This is a genomic window from Atopomonas hussainii (assembly GCF_900109735.1).
GTDB lineage: Bacteria > Pseudomonadota > Gammaproteobacteria > Pseudomonadales > Pseudomonadaceae > Atopomonas > Atopomonas hussainii.
Genome location: NZ_FOAS01000014.1, coordinates 23,721 through 43,085 on the forward strand (window position 1 = coordinate 23,721; position 19,365 = coordinate 43,085).

At 56.4% G+C, this 19,365-nt stretch carries 17 protein-coding genes; 5 read left to right on the top strand and 12 right to left on the bottom strand.

Features of this window, described 5'->3' with window-relative positions; genetic code table 11:
- Positions 1–19 precede the first annotated feature (19 nt).
- Both BMX80_RS13980 and BMX80_RS13985 read right to left on the bottom strand, forming a co-directional pair.
- On the bottom strand, positions 20–1,198 hold the full coding sequence (locus BMX80_RS13980; RefSeq protein WP_071872355.1) for a vWA domain-containing protein: 1,179 nt from the start codon (positions 1,196–1,198) through the stop codon (positions 20–22).
- Between the two features lie 144 nt (positions 1,199–1,342).
- Complete coding sequence (locus BMX80_RS13985) at positions 1,343–2,188, bottom strand: AAA family ATPase (protein ID WP_071872356.1); 846 nt, start codon at positions 2,186–2,188, stop codon at positions 1,343–1,345.
- A gap of 447 nt (positions 2,189–2,635) precedes the next feature.
- On the opposite strand from BMX80_RS13985, the gene cysK reads away from it, so the two are divergent.
- The 3 genes from cysK to aceK are packed head-to-tail and all read left to right on the top strand — an operon-like array spanning position 2,636 to position 5,971.
- Positions 2,636–3,610, top strand: coding sequence for a cysteine synthase A (gene cysK, locus BMX80_RS13990; protein ID WP_074869620.1), 975 nt, complete (start codon positions 2,636–2,638; stop codon positions 3,608–3,610).
- Complete coding sequence (locus BMX80_RS13995; RefSeq protein ID WP_071872358.1) at positions 3,611–4,210, top strand: tetratricopeptide repeat protein; 600 nt, start codon at positions 3,611–3,613, stop codon at positions 4,208–4,210.
- 39 nt (positions 4,211–4,249) lie between these two features.
- Positions 4,250–5,971 carry a bifunctional isocitrate dehydrogenase kinase/phosphatase gene (gene aceK / locus BMX80_RS14000; RefSeq protein WP_071872359.1) on the top strand — a complete coding sequence of 574 codons (1,722 nt, stop codon included), beginning with the start codon at positions 4,250–4,252 and terminating at the stop codon, positions 5,969–5,971.
- A gap of 64 nt (positions 5,972–6,035) precedes the next feature.
- Here aceK and BMX80_RS14005 read toward each other — a convergent pair whose 3' ends face one another.
- From BMX80_RS14005 to BMX80_RS14015, 3 genes are all read right to left on the bottom strand, one after another.
- Complete coding sequence (locus tag BMX80_RS14005) at positions 6,036–6,353, bottom strand: hypothetical protein (protein WP_074869623.1); 318 nt, start codon at positions 6,351–6,353, stop codon at positions 6,036–6,038.
- 59 nt (positions 6,354–6,412) lie between these two features.
- A complete protein-coding gene (locus tag BMX80_RS14010; RefSeq protein ID WP_074869626.1) occupies positions 6,413–7,555 on the bottom strand; it encodes a hypothetical protein in 1,143 nt (380 codons plus the stop codon).
- Positions 7,556–7,638: 83 nt separating this feature from the next.
- Positions 7,639–8,478, bottom strand: a complete 840-nt coding sequence (locus BMX80_RS14015) for an undecaprenyl-diphosphate phosphatase (RefSeq protein ID WP_074869628.1) — start codon at positions 8,476–8,478, stop codon at positions 7,639–7,641.
- A 146-nt stretch (positions 8,479–8,624) separates the two neighbouring features.
- Here BMX80_RS14015 and BMX80_RS14020 point away from each other — a divergent pair, with 146 nt between their 5' ends.
- Entirely contained in the window at positions 8,625–10,259 is a 1,635-nt protein-coding gene (locus tag BMX80_RS14020; RefSeq protein WP_074869631.1) for a methyl-accepting chemotaxis protein, read from the top strand.
- A gap of 1 nt (position 10,260) precedes the next feature.
- Positions 10,261–10,866, top strand: coding sequence for a hypothetical protein (locus BMX80_RS14025; RefSeq protein WP_071872364.1), 606 nt, complete (start codon positions 10,261–10,263; stop codon positions 10,864–10,866).
- Here the strand turns inward: BMX80_RS14025 and ihfB are convergent, their stop codons facing one another.
- The 7 genes from ihfB to serC form a co-directional block, all read right to left on the bottom strand.
- The gene (gene ihfB, locus BMX80_RS14030; RefSeq protein ID WP_071872365.1) at positions 10,867–11,151 is read right to left on the bottom strand and encodes an integration host factor subunit beta; all 285 of its coding nucleotides are present in this window, start codon (positions 11,149–11,151) and stop codon (positions 10,867–10,869) included.
- A 144-nt stretch (positions 11,152–11,295) separates the two neighbouring features.
- Positions 11,296–12,978: a 30S ribosomal protein S1 gene (rpsA, locus tag BMX80_RS14035; RefSeq protein WP_074869634.1), complete on the bottom strand. Its 1,683-nt coding sequence runs from the start codon at positions 12,976–12,978 to the stop codon at positions 11,296–11,298.
- 127 nt (positions 12,979–13,105) lie between these two features.
- Positions 13,106–13,789, bottom strand: coding sequence for a (d)CMP kinase (gene cmk / locus BMX80_RS14040; protein ID WP_074869635.1), 684 nt, complete (start codon positions 13,787–13,789; stop codon positions 13,106–13,108).
- Positions 13,786–16,002: a bifunctional prephenate dehydrogenase/3-phosphoshikimate 1-carboxyvinyltransferase gene (locus BMX80_RS14045; RefSeq protein WP_074869638.1), complete on the bottom strand. Its 2,217-nt coding sequence runs from the start codon at positions 16,000–16,002 to the stop codon at positions 13,786–13,788. The genes cmk and BMX80_RS14045 overlap by 4 nt, the downstream gene beginning before the upstream one ends.
- A complete protein-coding gene (gene hisC, locus BMX80_RS14050; protein ID WP_074869641.1) occupies positions 15,999–17,108 on the bottom strand; it encodes a histidinol-phosphate transaminase in 1,110 nt (369 codons plus the stop codon). The genes BMX80_RS14045 and hisC overlap by 4 nt, the downstream gene beginning before the upstream one ends.
- 42 nt (positions 17,109–17,150) lie before the next feature.
- Positions 17,151–18,254 (bottom strand): prephenate dehydratase, encoded by a 1,104-nt coding sequence (gene pheA / locus BMX80_RS14055; RefSeq protein WP_071872370.1) that lies wholly within the window; start codon positions 18,252–18,254, stop codon positions 17,151–17,153.
- On the bottom strand, positions 18,254–19,330 hold the full coding sequence (gene serC, locus BMX80_RS14060) for a 3-phosphoserine/phosphohydroxythreonine transaminase (protein ID WP_074869642.1): 1,077 nt from the start codon (positions 19,328–19,330) through the stop codon (positions 18,254–18,256). Before serC ends, pheA begins: the two co-directional genes overlap by 1 nt.
- Positions 19,331–19,365 lie beyond the last annotated feature (35 nt).

Consider the following 19,365-nt stretch of genomic DNA (forward strand, 5'->3'; position numbering starts at 1 on the left):
TTTTTGTTAACAGCAGCACTTACTTGGCTAAGAAGCGCATGCCTTCTTCAAGGCCTTGCAAAGTCAGCGGGTACATTTGCTCGTGGGTTAACTCACGCACCAGCTGGGTGGATGCAGTGTAGTCCCAGGTGTGTTTTGGGTACGGGTTAATCCAAATCACCTTCTTGAACTTGTCCATAAAGCGGCGCATCCACACGTAGCCGGCTTCTTCGTTCCAGTGCTCAACGCTGCCGCCGGCTTGGGTGATTTCATACGGCGCCATCGCTGCATCGCCGACAAACACCACTTTGTAGTCCGAGCCGTATTTGTGCAGCAAATCGAAGGTGCTGGTGCGTTCGCTGGTACGGCGCAGGTTGTTCTTCCACACGCTTTCGTAAATGAAGTTGTGAAAGTAGAAGTACTCCAAGTGCTTAAACTCGGTTTTACAGGCCGAGAACAGCTCTTCGCAGACTTTGACGTGCGCGTCCATCGAGCCGCCGATATCCAGCAGCAGCAACAGTTTTACCGTGTTGCGGCGCTCGGGGCGCATTTGAATGTTCAGCAAGCCGCCGTCTTTGGCGGTGTGGTCGATGGTGCCGTTCAAATCGAACTCATCGGCGGCACCTTCACGGGCGAATTTACGCAAACGGCGCAGCGCCACTTTAATGTTGCGCGTGCCTAGCTCAACCTGATCGTCTAGGTTTTTGTACTCGCGCTGATCCCACACCTTAACGGCTTTACCTTGGCGCTTGCCGGCATCGCCGACGCGAATGCCTTCGGGGTTAAAGCCGCCCGAACCAAACGGGCTGGTGCCGCCGGTCCCGACCCACTTGTTACCGCCGGCGTGGCGTTCTTTCTGCTCTTCGAGGCGCTTTTTAAACTCCTCGATCAGCTTATCCAAGCCGCCGAGCGATTCGATTTTGGCGCGCTCTTCATCCGTTAGCGTGCGTTCGAATTCTTTGCGCAGCCACTCATCGGGGATCAGCGCTTCGATATGCTCGTTAAGGTTTTCTAGGCCCTTAAAGTACGCGCCGAAGGCACGGTCGAACTTATCGAAATGGCGCTCGTCCTTCACCAAGATGGCGCGGGCGAGGTAGTAAAACTCGTCCATGTCAGCGAACACGACGTTGTGCTTGAGCGCATTGATCAAGTCGAGCAGCTCGCGTACCGACACCGGCACTTTGGCCGAGCGCATTTCATTGAACAGGTTAAGCAGCATAACAGCGGCCTCACGAATATCCGTAGGGTGGGTTAGTCGCGTAGCGGCGTAACCCACCATGGGATGCCATCGGCATCGGCATGGCCAGCCTTGCGGCTGGTTGGTGGGTTACGGCCGAGCCTAACCCACCCTACAAGTGCGCGATCAGCGGCCTGCGCGACGGCTCATGAAAGCCAAACGCTCCAGCAGCTGCACATCTTGTTCGTTCTTCACCAAAGCACCGGCCAACGGCGGAATGGCTTTAGTCGGATCACGCTCACGCAGCACGGCTTCGCCAATGTTGTCGGCCATCAGCAGCTTCAACCAATCCACCAACTCGCTGGTCGACGGTTTCTTCTTCAGGCCCGGCACTTTGCGCACGTCGAAGAACACTTCCAGCGCTTCGTTGACTAAGTCAGCACTGATTTTCGGGTAATGCACATCGACGATCTTCTTCAGCGTGTCGCGATCGGGGAAGGCGATGTAATGGAAGAAACAGCGACGCAGGAAGGCATCCGGCAGCTCTTTTTCGTTGTTCGAGGTGATGATGATGATCGGGCGCTGCGCAGCCTTAATGGTTTCATCGGTCTCGTAAACGTAGAACTCCATCTTGTCGAGTTCTTGCAGCAAGTCGTTGGGGAACTCGATATCGGCCTTATCGATTTCGTCGATCAGCAGAATCACCCGCTCCTCAGACTCGAAGGCCTCCCACAACTTGCCCTTCTTGATGTAGTTGCGCACATCGTGAACTTTGTCGGAGTTCAGCTGCGAGTCACGCAGACGGCTCACCGCGTCGTATTCGTACAGACCCTGATGCGCCTTGGTGGTCGACTTAATGTGCCAGGTAATCAGCTTGGCGCCGAAGGCCTCGGCCAGCTGCTCAGCCAGCATGGTCTTGCCGGTGCCCGGCTCACCTTTAACCAGCAGCGGACGCTGCAGCGTGATGGAGGCATTGACGGCCAGCTTCAGGTCGTCGGTGGCAACGTAAGACTTAGTACCTTCGAACTTCATCGTTTTGATCCTGGGCATGAGCTTGCGAAAGACTTTCATGGTATGCCCCGAGCAAATTTCAAACAAGCGTTTGCCAGCCAATCAAAACGCCGGTAGTCGGCACAACAGAGCCTTATCCAGCACGCTGATTTAGCTCTATAGATGCTAGGGCCTGATCCCGTTTGTGCATGCACCGCGTTGCTGCGGCAAATGGCGCCAGGACTAGGCACACAGCGCAGGTAATGGTTATTCCCTGATCAAGCTGGGTAACGACGTATGGCACCATTTGCCGCGCAACCCGGAGGGACAAGCCTGTCGCCGCCTACACTCTACTTATAGGCAGCACCGTCAAAGGGCTGAAGCAAAAGGCTCAGCAAGCCTTGTCGCGGTCGTGCACAAACGGGCTCAGGCCCTAGACGCTATCGGCGCCGCGCCTTAGGCTTAGGGCTTTTAAGGCAAGGAACGACCATGAGCCGCATTTACAACGACAACTCGCAAGCCATTGGTAACACGCCGCTGATCCGCATCAACCGTTTAGGCCCAGAAGGCGTAACCATTCTGGCGAAAAACGAAGGCCGCAACCCCGCCTACTCCGTTAAATGCCGTATCGGCGCCAGCATGGTGTGGGATGCCGAAGAAGCCGGCCGTTTAAAGCCCGGCATGACCATCGTCGAGCCCACCAGCGGCAACACCGGCATTGGCTTGGCGTTTGTCGCCGCCTCGCGCGGCTATCCGCTGATTCTGACCATGCCGGCCTCGATGAGCTTAGAGCGCCGCAAAGTGTTGAAAGCCTTGGGTGCCGAGCTGATCCTCACCGAACCGGCCAAGGGCATGAAAGGCGCGATTGAAAAAGCCGCCGAAATTGCCGCCTCCGATAGCAGCAAATACTTACTGCTGCAGCAGTTCGAAAACCCAGCCAACCCGGCGATTCACGAAAAGACCACCGGCCCAGAAATCTGGAATGACACCGACGGCGCTATCGACGTGCTGGTCGCGGGCGTCGGCACTGGCGGCACCATCACCGGCGTGTCGCGTTATATCAAGCAAGCCTGCGGCAAGAAGATCACCTCGATTGCGGTTGAGCCGGTCAGCTCACCAGTCATCAGCCAGACCATCGCCGGCGCCGAGGTCAAACCGGCGCCGCACAAAATCCAAGGCATTGGCGCAGGTTTTGTGCCGAAGAACTTGGATCTGGATATGGTCGACCGCGTCGAGCAAGTTAATGATGACGACGCCAAAGCCATGGCCCTGCGCCTGATGCGTGAAGAAGGCATTCTCTGCGGTATCTCGTGCGGTGCGGCGATGGCAGCGGCCGTTAAAGTGGCGCAAGAGCCGGCCATGCAAGGCAAAACCATCGTGGTGATTCTGCCGGACTCTGGCGAGCGCTACCTGTCGAGCATGCTGTTTGACGGCCTGTTCACCGAACAGGAGCTCACCCAGTAAATGCGCGCCCTGCATTTCGGCATACTCGCGCTGTGTGCTTGCACCAGCGCGGTGGGCGTGGCCGCTGAGCTCAAACCCGGCACTGCAGAGCATTACTTAAATGCCGAGCAAGCCGCCCGCCATGGCGATAAAGCCGCCGCGCTGCACGAGCTAGAAATGGCCGCACGCGGTGGCCTGCCGGAAGCCCAACTCAAGCTAGCGCGCCAGTTGCCCGCTAACGAGGCCGAGCCCTGGCTGCGTAAAGCAGTGCGCGCGGGCTCGTTACCCGCCGCGAGCCTGTTGGCCGATCACTACTATGCCCGCGCTGCTTACCGCCGCGCGGCGCAGTGCTGGCTGCTTGCGGCAAAAGCCGGCAACAGCCAAGCACAGGCTCGCCTCGGCGCGCTGCAAGTGGTGGGTTACGGCCTGCCGAAAGACATTGAGCAGGCTTATGCTTGGCTCAATTTAGCCGCTAGCGCCGGCGACCCAGAGGTCGTCACCCTGCGTGACGGGCTGGAAAGCCGCTTAACAACCGAACAGCTGCATGCTGCGCAACGTCGCTCTCGCGAGTTGCCGGCAGCGATGACAGGCATTGCCGGCCAGCCGCCCTGCGGCGAATAAACCACTTATCGACTTTAAGCCTCGCAGAAGGACACCTTGATGCTCACCCCCAACCAGGCCAGCGATATTGCGCAGCTGATTCTTGATGGTTTTGATTCTTACCGCGCGCGTTTTCGCGAGATCACTCAAGGCGCGGCCGAGCGTTTTGAGCAGGCCCGCTGGCAAGAGGCACAACAAGCCTCGGCCGAGCGCATCAATTTATACGAGGCCAAAGTCGACGAAGTGGTTAAGCGCTTTAGCGCCCGCTATGGCGATCAAGCCATGCACAGCCTCGACGAATGGCCGATGGTGAAAAACGCCTACATCCAGCTGATCGAGCCACGCTTAGACGACGAGTTGTCGGAAACTTGGTTTAACTCGATCTTCTGCAGCGTGTTCCATCACGATCACATCAGCGATGGCTGCATGTTCGTGCACACCACACGCCCGTCCATGCACAGCCGCAATCGCCTGCCGCAAACGTGGCGCTACGAGGTGAAAGGCGAGCTAGAAGACGTCGCCGCACGCATTCTGCATGACTACCGTTTCGCCGTGCCCTACGACGATGTTGCGCGCGACGCCAAATTGCTGCTCGATCACTTACAAACTGCCCTGCCCGATTGGGTGCAGAAAGACCCAGAGCTGATCATCGAGTTCTTGCGCCCAGTGTTTTACCGCAACAAAGGCGCTTACTTGGTCGGCCGGATTAAAAGCTGCGACGAGCAGTGGCCACTGGTGATTCCGCTGGTGCATCGCGAAGGCAAAGGCATCGCGCTGGATACCGTGATCACCGATGAAGCCGAAGTGTCGATTATCTTCTCCTTCACCCGCTCTTACTTCCTCGTTGAAGTGCCGGTACCCGCTGAGTTTGTGGCTTTCTTAAAGCAGATTTTGCCCGGCAAACAAGCCGCCGAGCTGTACAGCTCGCTGGGCTTTTATAAGCACGGCAAAACCGAGTTCTACCGCGCCATGCTCAATCACCTGGCCAATACCGATGACAAGTTCATCATGGCCCCCGGCGTACGCGGCATGGTGATGAGCGTGTTCACCCTGCCGGGCTTTAACACCGTCTTCAAGATCATCAAAGACAAATTCGCCCCGCCTAAAGAGGTGAACAAACAGATCGTTAAGGAAAAATACGATCTGGTAAAACGCCACGACCGCGTGGGCCGCATGGCCGACACCCAACAGTTCAGCCACGTGCGTGTGCCTAAAGCCAAGTTTGAAAAAGAGTGCTTGGATGAGCTGCTTGAGGTAGCCAGCGAGATTATTCGTCTCGATGGCGACCACGTAGTGATTGAGCACATGTGGGTGGAACGGCGGATGATTCCGCTGAACATGTACTTAGAAACCGCCAGCGAGAACCAAACACTCGCCGCCATTGATGACTACGGCATGGCGATCAAACAACTCGCCGCGGCGAATATCTTCCCCGGCGATATGCTGCTGAAGAACTTCGGCGTAACCCGGCATGGCCGCGTGGTGTTCTATGACTACGACGAGATCTGCTACCTGACCGAAGTAAACTTCCGCAAGATTCCACCGCCACGCTACCCCGAAGACGAGATGGCCAGCGAACCTTGGTACAGCGTCGGGCCTAACGATGTGTTCCCGGAAGAGTTCCCGGTTTTCCTGTTTGCTGACATTAAGCTGCGCCGCCTATTCAGCAAGATGCACGCTGATTTGTTTGAGGCCAGTTACTGGCAAGGCCTGCAGGAGCAAATTCGCGCCGGTACTGTGATTGATGTGTTCCCATACCGCCGCAACCACCCTAACGGTTGAGGCAAACACTAAGGCCAGCAGATGCTGGCCTTAGTGCTATTTGCTATCGTCTAAGCAAGGGCGATCAATTAGGGATGCTGATACGCAACTCGGCGCCTTCGATACTTTTAGGGTCTAGCAAGAAGCTACCGCCACTGTCGCCCGTGGTTAAACTGCCATCCACCTTAACGCTACGCCCGCTTTGTGGCGCGAACATATCCGGCAATAACGCGCCATCCTCTATCACTTCAGCACTATGACGCTCAGCCTTAGGCGGGGTTAGGTCTAAGTCGCCTTGATACAAAGGCTGCCCCAAGCCAAAACCACCTGGGCTAGCCACAGATTCAGCATAAGCCGACGTCGATAGTAGCCCCAGTAAACACAACAGCGGTGTGAGTCGCATGCAGTCTCCCCCTTGCGCTTTCAGGGTTTGAGGCTCGCAAGCCGTTAAAGTTCAAGCAGTTAGCGCTCCAGTGTGCTGGCCACCTGCTTGAGCAGGGTCTGAAAGGCCTTGTCTTGCTCAGCGGTGGATTTAAATAAGTGGTTAATCCTCTCGCTGGATTCTGTCAGTAAGTGCATCAGGCGATCTTCCTCCGGCGCGGTTAAGCACAACTGGGAAAACTCAACATGCAGGTTATCCAGCATGCCTTCAAGCTCTTGGGTACTCACCCGCGTGAGTTGCAGCTTGGCGTCTTCCATCTCGGCAATCATCTGCTGTAGCACCGCCGCTGTGGCCTGAATGCGCACCGCGCGGTCTTTTGCCGCGCGCTCGGTGAGCATAGCGGCGACGCGCGCATCTAATGCGTTAGCGACAAAGCAAATATGATCTTTGATGACCCCATAACGAATGGGGTCGTGCAACGGCATGTTGCGCACCAACAAACCCACATGCGGGTAATTAACGATAGTGCGCGGGCCAAAGTCGGCAATGCGGCCTTGGTTACGGGCGATCTCCACCACTTCACGCTCAATGGTGCGTTCTAGGCCATCGTCATAGAAATACTCAAGCCCACCGGGATGGAAAATCCCTAAGCTGCAATGCAAGCCAAACTCAGCCAACGCGCTTAGTGCCAGCTGGGCCACGGTTTCAAAGGTTTGGCAAGCAAAGCTGGACTCCATGAACTGCAAGATGCGCCCGAGCTCGGCATTCAGGCTCATGGCCTGAAAAGCGATACGCGAGGATTCGTCCAGCTGCACCTTAAGCGTTTTTTGCTCGCGCAGTGTTTGCGCCGAACGACGTAAACGTGCGGCAAATGCAGCCGCGGAGATCGGCAAGTGCACATACTCGTCGGCCCCGGCGGCAAACGCGCGTAAGCACTGCGCTTCATCGGCTTCATTGAGCAAGAACAAAAACGGTGGGCGGTCTTCGTTGGCTACCGTAAAGGTCTCACCCAATTGCGCCATGGCGTGCGGCCAGGCCTCTTCAACCAGCACCAACTCGTAAGGCTGGCTGGCATCGTCGGTTAGCTCGATACCATAAGCATCTAAGTCTTTGCTCCATGTGCTGGCCAATTGCGGGCTGGCCAACAATAAAACGCTTAGCGCACTCGGCTCGCTGCTTGCGGCATCACCGACGTCGTCATCCCATAGGTCAATCCCAGACACGCTAACGCCCTCCCGTGAGGCTTCCTCAACAGTATCAGCCTAGCTCAAAGCTGGGCGAGCGTTGCAAGCGTGTCGACGAAGCCTTAAGGGCCGTGCGCGGCTGCGCCGTTCCAGGCCACCCAGCCGAACTGCCAGGTCAATAAAATCAGCCCGCCAAAAACGATGCGATACCAGCCAAAGACCACGTAGCTGTGGTGGGCGATAAACTTCAGCAACGCTTTGACGGCCAGCAAGGCGCTGATAAACGCCGCGACAAAGCCCGTTAGCAGCAACGGCAAGTCATCGCCGGCAAAGAGCGCATGGTGTTTATACAAGTCGTATACCGCTGCACCGGCGATGGTGGGCATGGCCAAAAAGAACGAAAACTCAGTGGCCGTTTTGCGTGACAAGCCAAATAGCAAACCGCCGATAATAGTTGCCCCCGAACGTGAAGTACCGGGAATCATCGCCAAGCATTGGGCGAAGCCAATCTTCAACGCATCCTGCCAGCGTAATTCATCAACCGACTCGACACGGATCTGATGCTCGCGGCGCTCTGCCCAGATCATCACCACCCCACCCACCACCAAGGCCGCAGCCACAGTCAGCGGGTTGAACAGATACTCCTTAATCACATCGGCAAACAACAAACCAAGCACCACGGCTGGTAAGAAGGCTATCAGCAGGTTGATGGTGAATTTTTGCGCCGCCGGTTGGTGCGTCACGCCTGTCGTCACTGCCCATACCTTGCGGCGGTATTCCCAAATAACCGCCAAAATAGCGCCGAGCTGGATGATCACATTGAAGGCTTTGGCTTTCTCGCCGGAAAAACCAATCAGGTCGGCGACGATAATTTGATGACCTGTGCTGGAAACCGGCAGAAATTCCGTCAACCCCTCCACCACACCCAGCAGTAACGCCTGCAACAACCCCACTACATCCACTGTGCCCTCTCCTTACGACCAAAGGACGACTACGCTAAAGGAAACACCGCCATTAAGTTCACCGGGGCGGCGCCGACATTTTACTTAGGCGCTGTGACATCACGATTGCAAATAAGTGCCGCTCTTTTTATGCCGGGAGAACAATAATGAACAACCTGCGCCAACTACCCATCCGCCGCCGTCTGCTCTCGATTTTGCTTTTAGTGGTCGTCGGCTTACTGGGCTTGAGTGCCTTTAGCCTGAGCAACCTGAAAAGCACCCTCTACGAAAGCAAGGTAGAGAAAACCAAGCACATTGCCGAATCGGCGTTAACCTTGGTGGCGCATTACCACGCACAGGTTAAAGCCGGCAAACTCAGCGAGGATGAAGCGCAGAACCTTGCCAAAAGCGCCGTCGGCAGCATTCGCTACGGCGACAACGATTATTTCTGGATTAACGACTTAAGCCCCAAAATGGTCATGCATCCGTTTAAGGCAGACTTAGTCGGTAAAGACCTCTCGGCCGTGAAAGACCCCAACGGCAAGTTCCTCTTCAACGAAATGGTTGCGCTGGCGAAAAAGTCTGATGATGGCGTGGTGGATTACTACTGGCCAAAACCCGGTGCAGACGCCCCCGTGGCTAAGGTGTCTTACATCCAGCACTTCCAGCCTTGGGGGTGGATTATTGGCACTGGCGTGTATGTGGATGATGTCGAGACGCAATTTGCCCAGCAAGCGGTGAGCTTAGGCTTAGCCACAGGCCTGTTACTGCTGGTGATCGCCGGATTAATCGTGTTGATAAGTCGCAGCATTACCCGTCCGCTGGATACCGTGGTAGATGCCCTGCAAGACATCGCCAGCGGCCGCGGCGACCTGACTCGGCGCTTGAATCAAGAGGGCCGCGATGAAATTTCCGCCTTGGCTGGGCACTTCAATCAATTTGCCGAAAAACTGCAAACCATCGTGCGTAAACTGGCAGGTAATGCCGGCGATCTTGAAGTATCTGCCGGCGATCTGGCGCAGATTAGCCGCGACGGCCAAGTACAAAGCCAAGAGCAAGCGCAACGCATGGAAATGGTCGCCACGGCAGTTAACGAAGTGTCTTACGGCGTACAAGACGTGGCAAAAAATGCCGAGCAAGCCGCCAATGAGGTTCGCCAAGCAGAAAAAGCCGCCGAACAAGGGCAGACCAGCATCCAAAGCGGCATCACGCAAATCAACGAGCTTTCCAACACCATCGGCAATGCGGTGGATGTTATTCAGCGCTTGGCCAGCGAGAGCAACGAAATCAACAAGGTGCTTGAGGTGATACGCACCATTGCCGAGCAAACCAATCTACTCGCGCTTAACGCGGCGATTGAAGCAGCTCGCGCCGGCGAGATGGGCCGCGGCTTTGCTGTGGTTGCTGACGAGGTGCGCCTTTTAGCCCAGCGCACGCAACAATCGACGCAAGAAATCCAAAGCATGATCGAAAAACTGCAAAGCAACTCCGATGCTGCGGTGAATGTGATTACCGAAAGCAGCCGCGTATCTAGCGTCACGGTTGAGCAAGCCAGCAAGGCCGGCGATAGCCTAGAAACGATCACCCAAGTGCTGCGCAATCTGTCTGGGCTGAATGCCTCAATTGCCAGCGCCATTTTGCAGCAGTCGCATGTAGTGGAGGACATTAATCGCAATGTCACCGAAGCTGCACAATACTCACACCAGAGTTTAAACTCTGCAGAGAAGACTACCCGTGCAGGCGACAGCCTCAAGCAGCTTGCCGATCAGGTCAGTGCGTTAGCTCAACAGTTCAAGGCGTAATATGACCAACAGCGAAGTGCTCAAACAACAGGACAACTCTGATCTTGTTTGGGACATGGATCACATCAGCAAAAGGGACTTTGCCGAGCGCTTTATTCGGCTGTTTGAAAACCGTTTGTGCGTCTACTCCGAATCGGTAGAGCAGATTTATACCAACTACAACCTGCACTTCCCTACCGAGCAAGGCCGCAAGATGGTTGTGCTGCCTAATCCGTATGCCTTTCACGACACCCTACACAGCATTCGCACTGCCGCAATTCGCAAAACAGGCCTGTGCATCATGCCCGGTGAGTTACTCGGCAAGCAGGGTTTAGTGCTCGCTGCGCACCTTGGCAAAGGGCAACCGGCACCTAAGTTCATGCCGTTTAAGCAGGCGATTGCGCGCATCATCAGCGATCAACGCAAGATCGGCGATGCGTTTTTGCCCATTCTTATGAAAGGTGATTTACGCGAATTCGATGAGCAGATGCCCTATCTGCACATGCATCGCTTACAACTAGAAAACCTGCCTCATCTCTCTGTTTTCGAGCGGCAGGATATTCAGCAGACGCTAACCAAGAAACTGCTCATGCTGTACCGCATGGCAGATACCTTAAAGGTCGGTTAGTTATTCGTCTTCGTTAACCCGATCGCGCAGTTCTTTGCCGGGCTTGAAGTGCGGCACGTACTTGCCATCCAGCGTTACTGAATCGCCGGTCTTAGGATTACGCCCTAAGCGAGGTGCACGGTAGTGCAAAGAAAAGCTCCCAAAGCCGCGTATCTCAATCCGTTCGCCGGTGGCGAGCGCTTGTGACATTTGCTCCAGCATGGTCTTAATGGCCAGCTCGACGTCTTTAGAAGACAGTTGCCCCTGATGCTGAACAATGCGGTCAATCAGCTCTGACTTGGTCATGCTTTTCCCTTAGTTTTCAAGCGACTAGGTAACTCCAGCACTGTTTTATCACGCGCCGCACATCACTTACAACTAAGCAAAACGCACTGTCAATAAAAAAGGGCGACCTAAGTCGCCCTTTTTTCGACAGAATGTAAGAACGTATTAGTTCTTGCCTTCCATCTGAGCCTTGATCAGATCACCAATGGTGGTCGGACCCGATGCTTCGACGTCCTGCTTGTTACGCAGTTCTTTCATAGCATCTTTCTCGTCGTCAAAATCCTTGGCCTTGATGGACAGGATGATGGCGCGAGACTTGCGGTCAACGCTGATGATCTTAGCTTCAACAGCTTCGCCTTCTTTCAGCACGTTACGCGCGTCTTCAACGCGGTCACGGCTCAGCTCAGAGGCCTTCAGCACGCCTTCAACTTCCGGAGCCAGAACGATCACAGCACCTTTAGCGTCAACTTCCTTAACGGTACCGTTAACGATGGCGCCTTTGTCGTTCAGAGATACGAAGTTGCTGAACGGATCGTCTTCCAGCTGCTTGATGCCCAGGGAGATGCGCTCACGCTCTGGATCAACAGACAGGATGACGGTTTCCAGCTCGTCGCCCTTCTTGAAGCGACGTACGGCTTCTTCGCCCACTTCGTTCCAAGAAATATCGGACAGGTGAACCAGACCGTCGATGCCGCCGTCCAAGCCGATGAAGATACCGAAATCGGTGATCGACTTGATGGTGCCGGAGATCTTGTCGCCCTTGTTGAAGTTGCTGGAGAAGTCTTCCCACGGGTTGCTCTTGCACTGCTTGATACCCAGGGAGATACGACGACGCTCTTCGTCGATGTCCAGAACCATAACTTCCACTTCGTCGCCAACATTAACGACTTTCGACGGGTGGATGTTCTTGTTGGTCCAGTCCATTTCAGACACGTGCACCAGACCTTCAACGCCTTCTTCCAGCTCAGCGAAGCAGCCGTAGTCGGTCAGGTTGGTAACGCGAGCCTGAACACGGGTGCCTTCCGGGTAACGACCGGTGATAGCTACCCATGGATCTTCGCCCAGTTGCTTCAGACCCAGCGATACACGGTTACGCTCGCGATCGAACTTCAGCACTTTAACGTCGATTTCGTCGCCAACATTCACGATCTCTGACGGATGCTTGATGCGCTTCCAAGCCATGTCAGTGATGTGCAGCAGGCCGTCTACGCCGCCCAAGTCAACGAACGCACCGTAGTCGGTGAGGTTCTTGACGATACCTTTAACTTGCTGACCTTCTTGCAGAGACTCGAGCAGAGCTTCGCGCTCGGCGCTGTTCTCGGCTTCCAGTACGCTGCGGCGGGAAACGACAACGTTGTTGCGCTTCTGGTCCAGCTTGATGACCTTGAATTCGAGTTCTTTGTTTTCCAGGTGGGCAGTGTCGCGCACCGGACGAACGTCAACCAAAGAACCCGGCAGGAAGGCGCGGATGCCATTGATGTCAACGGTGAAGCCACCCTTGACCTTGCCATTGATAACACCCTTGACGACTTCCTCGGCAGCGAAAGCTGCTTCCAGAACGATCCAGGATTCGGCGCGCTTGGCTTTTTCGCGGGACAGCTTGGTTTCACCGAAGCCATCTTCAACCGCGTCCAGAGCCACCTGAACTTCGTCACCAACCTTAATGGTCAGTTCACCCTGCTCGTCGAAGAACTGTTCGACTGGGATAACGCCCTCAGACTTCAGGCCAGCATGGACGGTAACCCAGTCACCATCGATGTCGACCACGATGCCGGAGATGATCGAACCCGGCTGCATGTCTAGGGATTTCAGGCTTTCTTCAAATAGTTCTGCAAAGCTTTCGCTCATGGTTATTCCTGTTTAACGGGCTTATGCCCTACACACCACATCACCAGTTGACGTGGGTCGGTTAGTTTTAATGAGGTCTTGGTGACAGCAGAAATGCTCGACTGGTACCTGTTACCGCCTCAAAAATTCAATCGCCGAGGCTTCGCGCTGCAAGCTCATCGTCGATTGCTTCGAGCACCTGATCGATGCTCATTTCCGTGGAGTCCATCAAGATCGCATCTGCGGCCGGCCGTAATGGCGCCACTGCACGATTCATGTCTCGCTCGTCTCGAGCCTGAATCTCCAACAAAAGACTCTCAAGGTTAACATCCAGCCCCTGCCCCTTCAACTGCAGGTAACGGCGGCGGGCACGTTCTTCGGCGCTAGCGGTCAGGAAAATCTTCAATGGCGCCTCAGGAAACACCACAGTGCCCATGTCACGACCATCGGCAATCAGCCCCGGCGCTTCACAAAACGCCCGCTGACGCTGCAACAGCGCCTCGCGCACGGCAGGCAAAGCCGCCACTTGCGATGCGCCAGCACCAGCTTCTTCAGTACGGATCAGCTGAGTGACTTCTTCGCCTTCGAGAATAATCTTCTGCCCTGCGCCATCATCTAGGAACTGCACATCCAAGTGCGCAGCCAGCACTTTCAGGGCCTCTTCGTTATCCAGCGCCACGCCATGGTTGCGCGCAGCAAACGCCAGCAAGCGGTACAGGGCGCCGGAATCCAGCAGATGAAAGCCTAATTTGCGCGCCAAACGCCCAGCCACCGTGCCTTTGCCGGAGCCGCTGGGGCCGTCAATAGCGATGACTAGCGGCTGCTCACTCATGCCTTGCTCTCCATCGCCACTTGAATACCGGCGCCTTGCGCAATGCCTAAGAAGTTGGGGAATGAGGTGGCTACGTTGGCGCAGTCACGGATCACGATGTCATCATGCGCACGCAGCGAGGCCACCGAGAAGGCCATAGCAATACGATGATCGCCGTGGCTGTCAATTTCGCCGCCGAGCATTTGCCCACCTTCGATCACGATACCGTCCGGCGTCGGCTCGGCTTTAATGCCCAGCACTTTCAAGCCATCGGCCATCACTTGAATACGGTCGGACTCTTTCACGCGCAGTTCTTCTGCACCACGCAGAATGGTGGTGCCTTCGGCACAGGCGGCAGCCACAAACAGCACAGGAAATTCGTCAATCGCCAGCGGCACCAGCTCTTCAGGAATTTCGATGCCCTTAAGCTTGGCAGCACGCACACGCAGATCAGCTACTGGCTCACCACCCACCACACGCTGGTTTTCAACCTGAATATCGCCGCCCATCAAGCGCAGGATATCGATCACGCCAGTACGGGTTGGGTTGATGCCCACGTGCTCCAACAGCAATTCAGAACCTTCAGCGATGCTCGCCGCCACCAAGAAGAAAGCCGCCGATGAAATATCCGCCGGTACTTCAATTTTGCCAGCAGACAGCTTGCCGCCACTCTTAACCGCGGCTTTATTGCCCTGCACGTCTACCGCATAGCCAAAGCCTTGCAGCATACGCTCGGTATGGTCACGCGTCGGCGCGGGCTCGCTCACTGAGGTTTCGCCAGCCGCGTACAGGCCAGCCAGCAACAAACAGGACTTCACCTGCGCACTAGCCATAGGCATGTCGTAATGCATGCCAGACAGGCGCTGACCGCCACGAATAGTCAGCGGCGGACGGCCTTCTGGACCAGTCTCAATCAACGCACCCATTTCACGCAGCGGCTTAGCCACACGGCCCATCGGGCGCTTGGACAGCGACTCATCGCCGGTCAGCACCGTGTCAAACGACTGCCCCGCCAACAGGCCTGAGAGCAAGCGCATTGAAGTGCCCGAGTTACCCAAATACAGCGGGCCCGGCGGCTGCTTGAGGCCATGCAAGCCTACGCCATGCACCACCACGCGACCGTTATGCGGGCCTTCAATCACCACGCCCATGTCGCGGAAGGCCTGCAAGGTCGCCAGCGCGTCTTCACCTTCAAGGAAACCTTCCACTTCGGTGGTGCCTTCGGCTAACGAGCCGAGCATGATCGAACGGTGTGAAATGGATTTGTCACCCGGTACGCGAACGCGACCACTCAGGCGACCGCCTGGCTTGGCCAGGTAGCTGACGTCTTGACTGTGCATAGTGTCCATGTAGGCCCTGCGGGCCAGCATCTTAGTGAAGTGTTCACGGGCCGCTTGGGCGCGGGTAAAAATCCCCAGCAAGCTGACGCCGTCCCCGGTGTCGATGGCAGCGCGCAGGCTGTCTAGATCGGCACGATAAATGTCTAAAATCCGCAGCACCGCCTCACGGTTAGCGCGGAAGATGTCATGCCACATCACCGGATCACTGCCGGCGATACGGGTAAAGTCGCGAAAACCACCCGCGGCATAACGGAAAATCTCGAGATTTTCGCTTTGTTTGGCCAAGGAGTCGACCAAACCAAACGCCAACAAGTGCGGCAAGTGACTGGTGGCGGCCAACACTTCGTCGTGATGGCTTATGTCCATAAACTCGACTTGCGCGCCCAGTGCTACCCACAGCTTGCGCACTAAACGCAGCGCCTGCTGATCGGTACGCTCGTGCGGGGTGAGGATGACTTTATGGCGCTGAAACAAGCTAGCGTTGGCGGCTTCAACGCCGCTCTGCTCGGAGCCGGCAATCGGGTGGCCCGGCACAAACGCAGCGGGGAATGCGCCAAACGCCTGCTCAGCAGCGCGCACCACGTTACCTTTGGCACTACCGACATCGGTAATCACTGCCTGCCCCAGCTCAACCGTGGCCAGCTCAGCCAGTACCTTCTCCATCGCCAGAATTGGCACGGCGAGCATGATCACATCGGCGCCTGCGCAGCCAGCGGCTAAGGTTGCTTCACAGCGATCAGCCACGCCCAACTCAACGGCACGGGCGCGACTGCGTGGGTCTTTGTCGACCCCAACCACTTCAGCAAACAGGCCGGTTTCGCGCAGGCCTTTGGCAAACGAGCCGCCAATCAGGCCTAAGCCAACGACTGTCAGTCGTTTGAGCTGCACGCTCACGCCGCCAGCACCTTACGCAAGGCCTCAAGGAAGCGCTGATTTTCTTCCGGCAAACCGATCGATACGCGCAAATGCTGTGGCATACCGTAACCCGCCACCGGACGCACGATCACCCCTTCACGCAGCAGTGCTTGATAAACCGGCCCGGCATCGCGCTGTACGTCCACGGCAATAAAGTTGCCGCGCGAAGCAATCCAGTTAAGGCCATGCTCGGCAAAGCCTGCTGTTAGCTGCTGCATGCCTTGGTCATTCAGCACACGGCTGCGCTCTAGGTAGGCATCATCTGTGAGTGCCGCAGCAGCCGCAGCCAGCGCGAGGCTATTGGCGTTAAACGGTTGGCGCACGCGGTTAAGCACATCGGCCACCACGGGGCTTGAAGCCGCATAGCCAATACGCAACGCAGCTAAACCGTAAGCCTTAGAGAAAGTGCGCGAGACCAGCAAGTTCGGGTAACGCGATAAATAATCCAAGCCATTAGGCAACTCGCCCGCTGCGCTGTATTCGGTATAGGCCTCATCCAACACCACCAGAATGTGCTCAGGCACTTGATCGAGGAAAGCCTCAAGCGCTGCCTGATCAAACCAAGTGCCGGTCGGGTTGTTAGGGTTGGCGATAAAAATGACCCGGGTATTGGCATCGCATGCGGCGAGCATCGCTGGCAGATCATGCCCCCAGTCTTTAGCCGGTACGCTGCGGCCTTCGGCACCCACCGCTTGGGTGGCTAGCGGATACACGGCAAACGCATGCTGGCTAAACACAGCATTTAAGCCGGGCGCCAAAAAGGCCCGAGCGACCAGCTCGAGAATGTCGTTAGAGCCATTGCCTAAGGTGATTTGCTCCAGCGCGAGGGCAAACTTATTGGCCAGCGCCTGCTTGAGCACAAAACCATTGCCATCGGGGTAGCGGGTTAGCTCTGGCAGTTCAGCCTGAATTGCTGCCAAAGCCTTCTGACTTGGCCCCAGCGGGTTTTCGTTGCTGGCCAGCTTAACGATGGAATCCACCGCCAAACCCAGCTCACGCGCCAGCTCATCCACCGGCTTACCGGGCACATAGGGCGACAGCTTTTGCACGCCCGCTACGGCTTGAGCGAGAAAATCACACGACATGCGTTACCTCACAGCGCTGGCACACTTTGCGCGCCAAGCCAATTACAGAACCGCTTTGGGGTAGGAACCCAGCACCTTGACGCCGACTTGGCTGTCATTGATGCGCTCAAGCACATCTTTGATCAGCGGGTCGTGGCGATGACCACGGAAGTCGATAAAGAACACGTAGCTCCACACACCGCTGCGTGAAGGACGGGTTTCGATGCGGGTCAGATCGATGCCATTGGTGTGGAACGGCGCTAGCAAATCGTGCAGCGCGCCGGGCTTATTGCGGCACGAGACGATGATCGAAGTCTTGTCCTCACCGGTCGGCGGTACTTCTTGGTTACCGATGATCAAGAAGCGCGTGGAGTTATCCGGGCGGTCTTCGATTTTTTCGTGCAGCTTGGTCAAGCCATACAGATCGGAGGCCATGTCGCCGGCAATCGCCGCGCTGTTCCACTCGCCTTTAATGCGCTTGGCGGCATCGGCGTTGCTCGATACGGCCACACGTTCGACATTCGGGTAGTGCGAGTCCAGCCACTTGCGGCACTGCGCCAGCGACTGCGCGTGCGAATAAATACGTGTGATGCGGTCAGTCTTGGTGTTTTCACCCACCAGCAAGTGGTGGTGAATGCGCAGCTCAACCTCGCCACAGATGTGCAGGTCGTGCTCCATAAAGCTATCGAGGGTGTGATTGATCGCACCCTCGGTGGAGTTCTCCACTGGCACCACGCCAAAGTTGACCGCACCGGCGGCGACTTCGCGGAACACTTCGTCGATCGCGGCCATCGGCACGCTGATCACCGCATTGCCGAAGTGTTTCAGCGCGGCGGCTTGCGTGAAGGTGCCTTCCGGGCCCAAGAAGGCCACTTTCAGCGGCTGCTCGAGTGCCAAGCAAGTGGACATAATTTCGCGGAACAAACGCGCCATCTCTTCGTTATCGAGCGGGCCTTTGTTCAGTTCCATGATGTGATTGAGCACCCACGCTTCCCGCTCGGGGCGGTAATACACCGGGCTTTCGCCTTCGGGCAGCGACTGCATCTTCACCCGCGCCACTTCTTGGGCGCAGCGCGCGCGGTCACTGATCAGCTCGAGGATTTTCTCGTCGATGCTGTCGATGCGCTTACGCAGCGCCTTGAGCTGGCTTTCTTCGGTGCTCGACATTAGCCCTGCTCCTTTTCGAATTCCTGCATGTACGCCACCAAGGCATCCACGGCTGCCTCGGGCACCGCGTTATAGATGCTGGCGCGCATGCCGCCCACCGAACGGTGTCCCTTGAGGTTCAGCAAACCGCGCGCTTCGGCGCCGGCCAAGAAAGGCTTTTCTAAGCGCTCATCGGCCAAGGTGAACGGCACGTTCATCCACGAACGATCCGCCACGGCAATCGGGTTGGCATACAGGCTGCTGTTATCAATCGCGGCATAGAGTTTTTCTTGCTTACGGCGGTTGAGCTGCTCGATAGCGGTCAGGCCGCCCTGCGCTTTCAGCCAGCTGAACACTAGGCCCGACAAATACCAAGCGAAGGTCGGCGGGGTGTTAAACATCGACTCGTTATCGGCCGCGACTTGGTAGTTGAACATGGTCGGGCAAGCGGCTTGCGCCTTGCCGAGCAAGTCTTCACGGATGATCACGATGGTCAGGCCGGCTGGGCCGATGTTCTTCTGCGCACCGGCGTAGATCATGCCGAAACGCGAAACATCCAGCGGACGCGACAAAATGGTCGACGACATATCCGCCACCAGCGGCGCATCCACTTCGGGAATCCAGCCAAACTCCAGACCGCCGATGGTCTCGTTCGGCGTGTAGTGCAGGTAGGCGGCGTCTTTGCTCAACTGCCAGCTAGCTTGCTCGGGGATGGCGAAATACTTGTCAGCTTTGGCGCTAGCCGCCACGTTCAGTTGGCCGTAACGCTGGCCTTCTTCAATGGCTTTTTTCGACCAGATGCCGGTGTCGATGTAATCGGCCACTTGGCCTGCACCGAGCAGGTTCAGCGGGATCATCGCAAACTGGCTGCTCGCGCCGCCCTGCAAGAACAGCACTTTGTAATTAGCGGGAATCGCCAGCAGGTCGCGCAGGTCTTGTTCGGCTTTCTGGGCGATACCAACAAACTCTTCACTGCGATGGCTCATTTCCATCACGGACAGGCCTTTGCCCTGCCAATCGGCCAATTCGGCCTGAGCTTGTTGCAAAACAGCTTCGGGTAACGCAGCTGGACCGGCACAGAAATTAAACGCGCGCATGCTGAACTCTTCTATCTCAACGCTTAAACAAACCA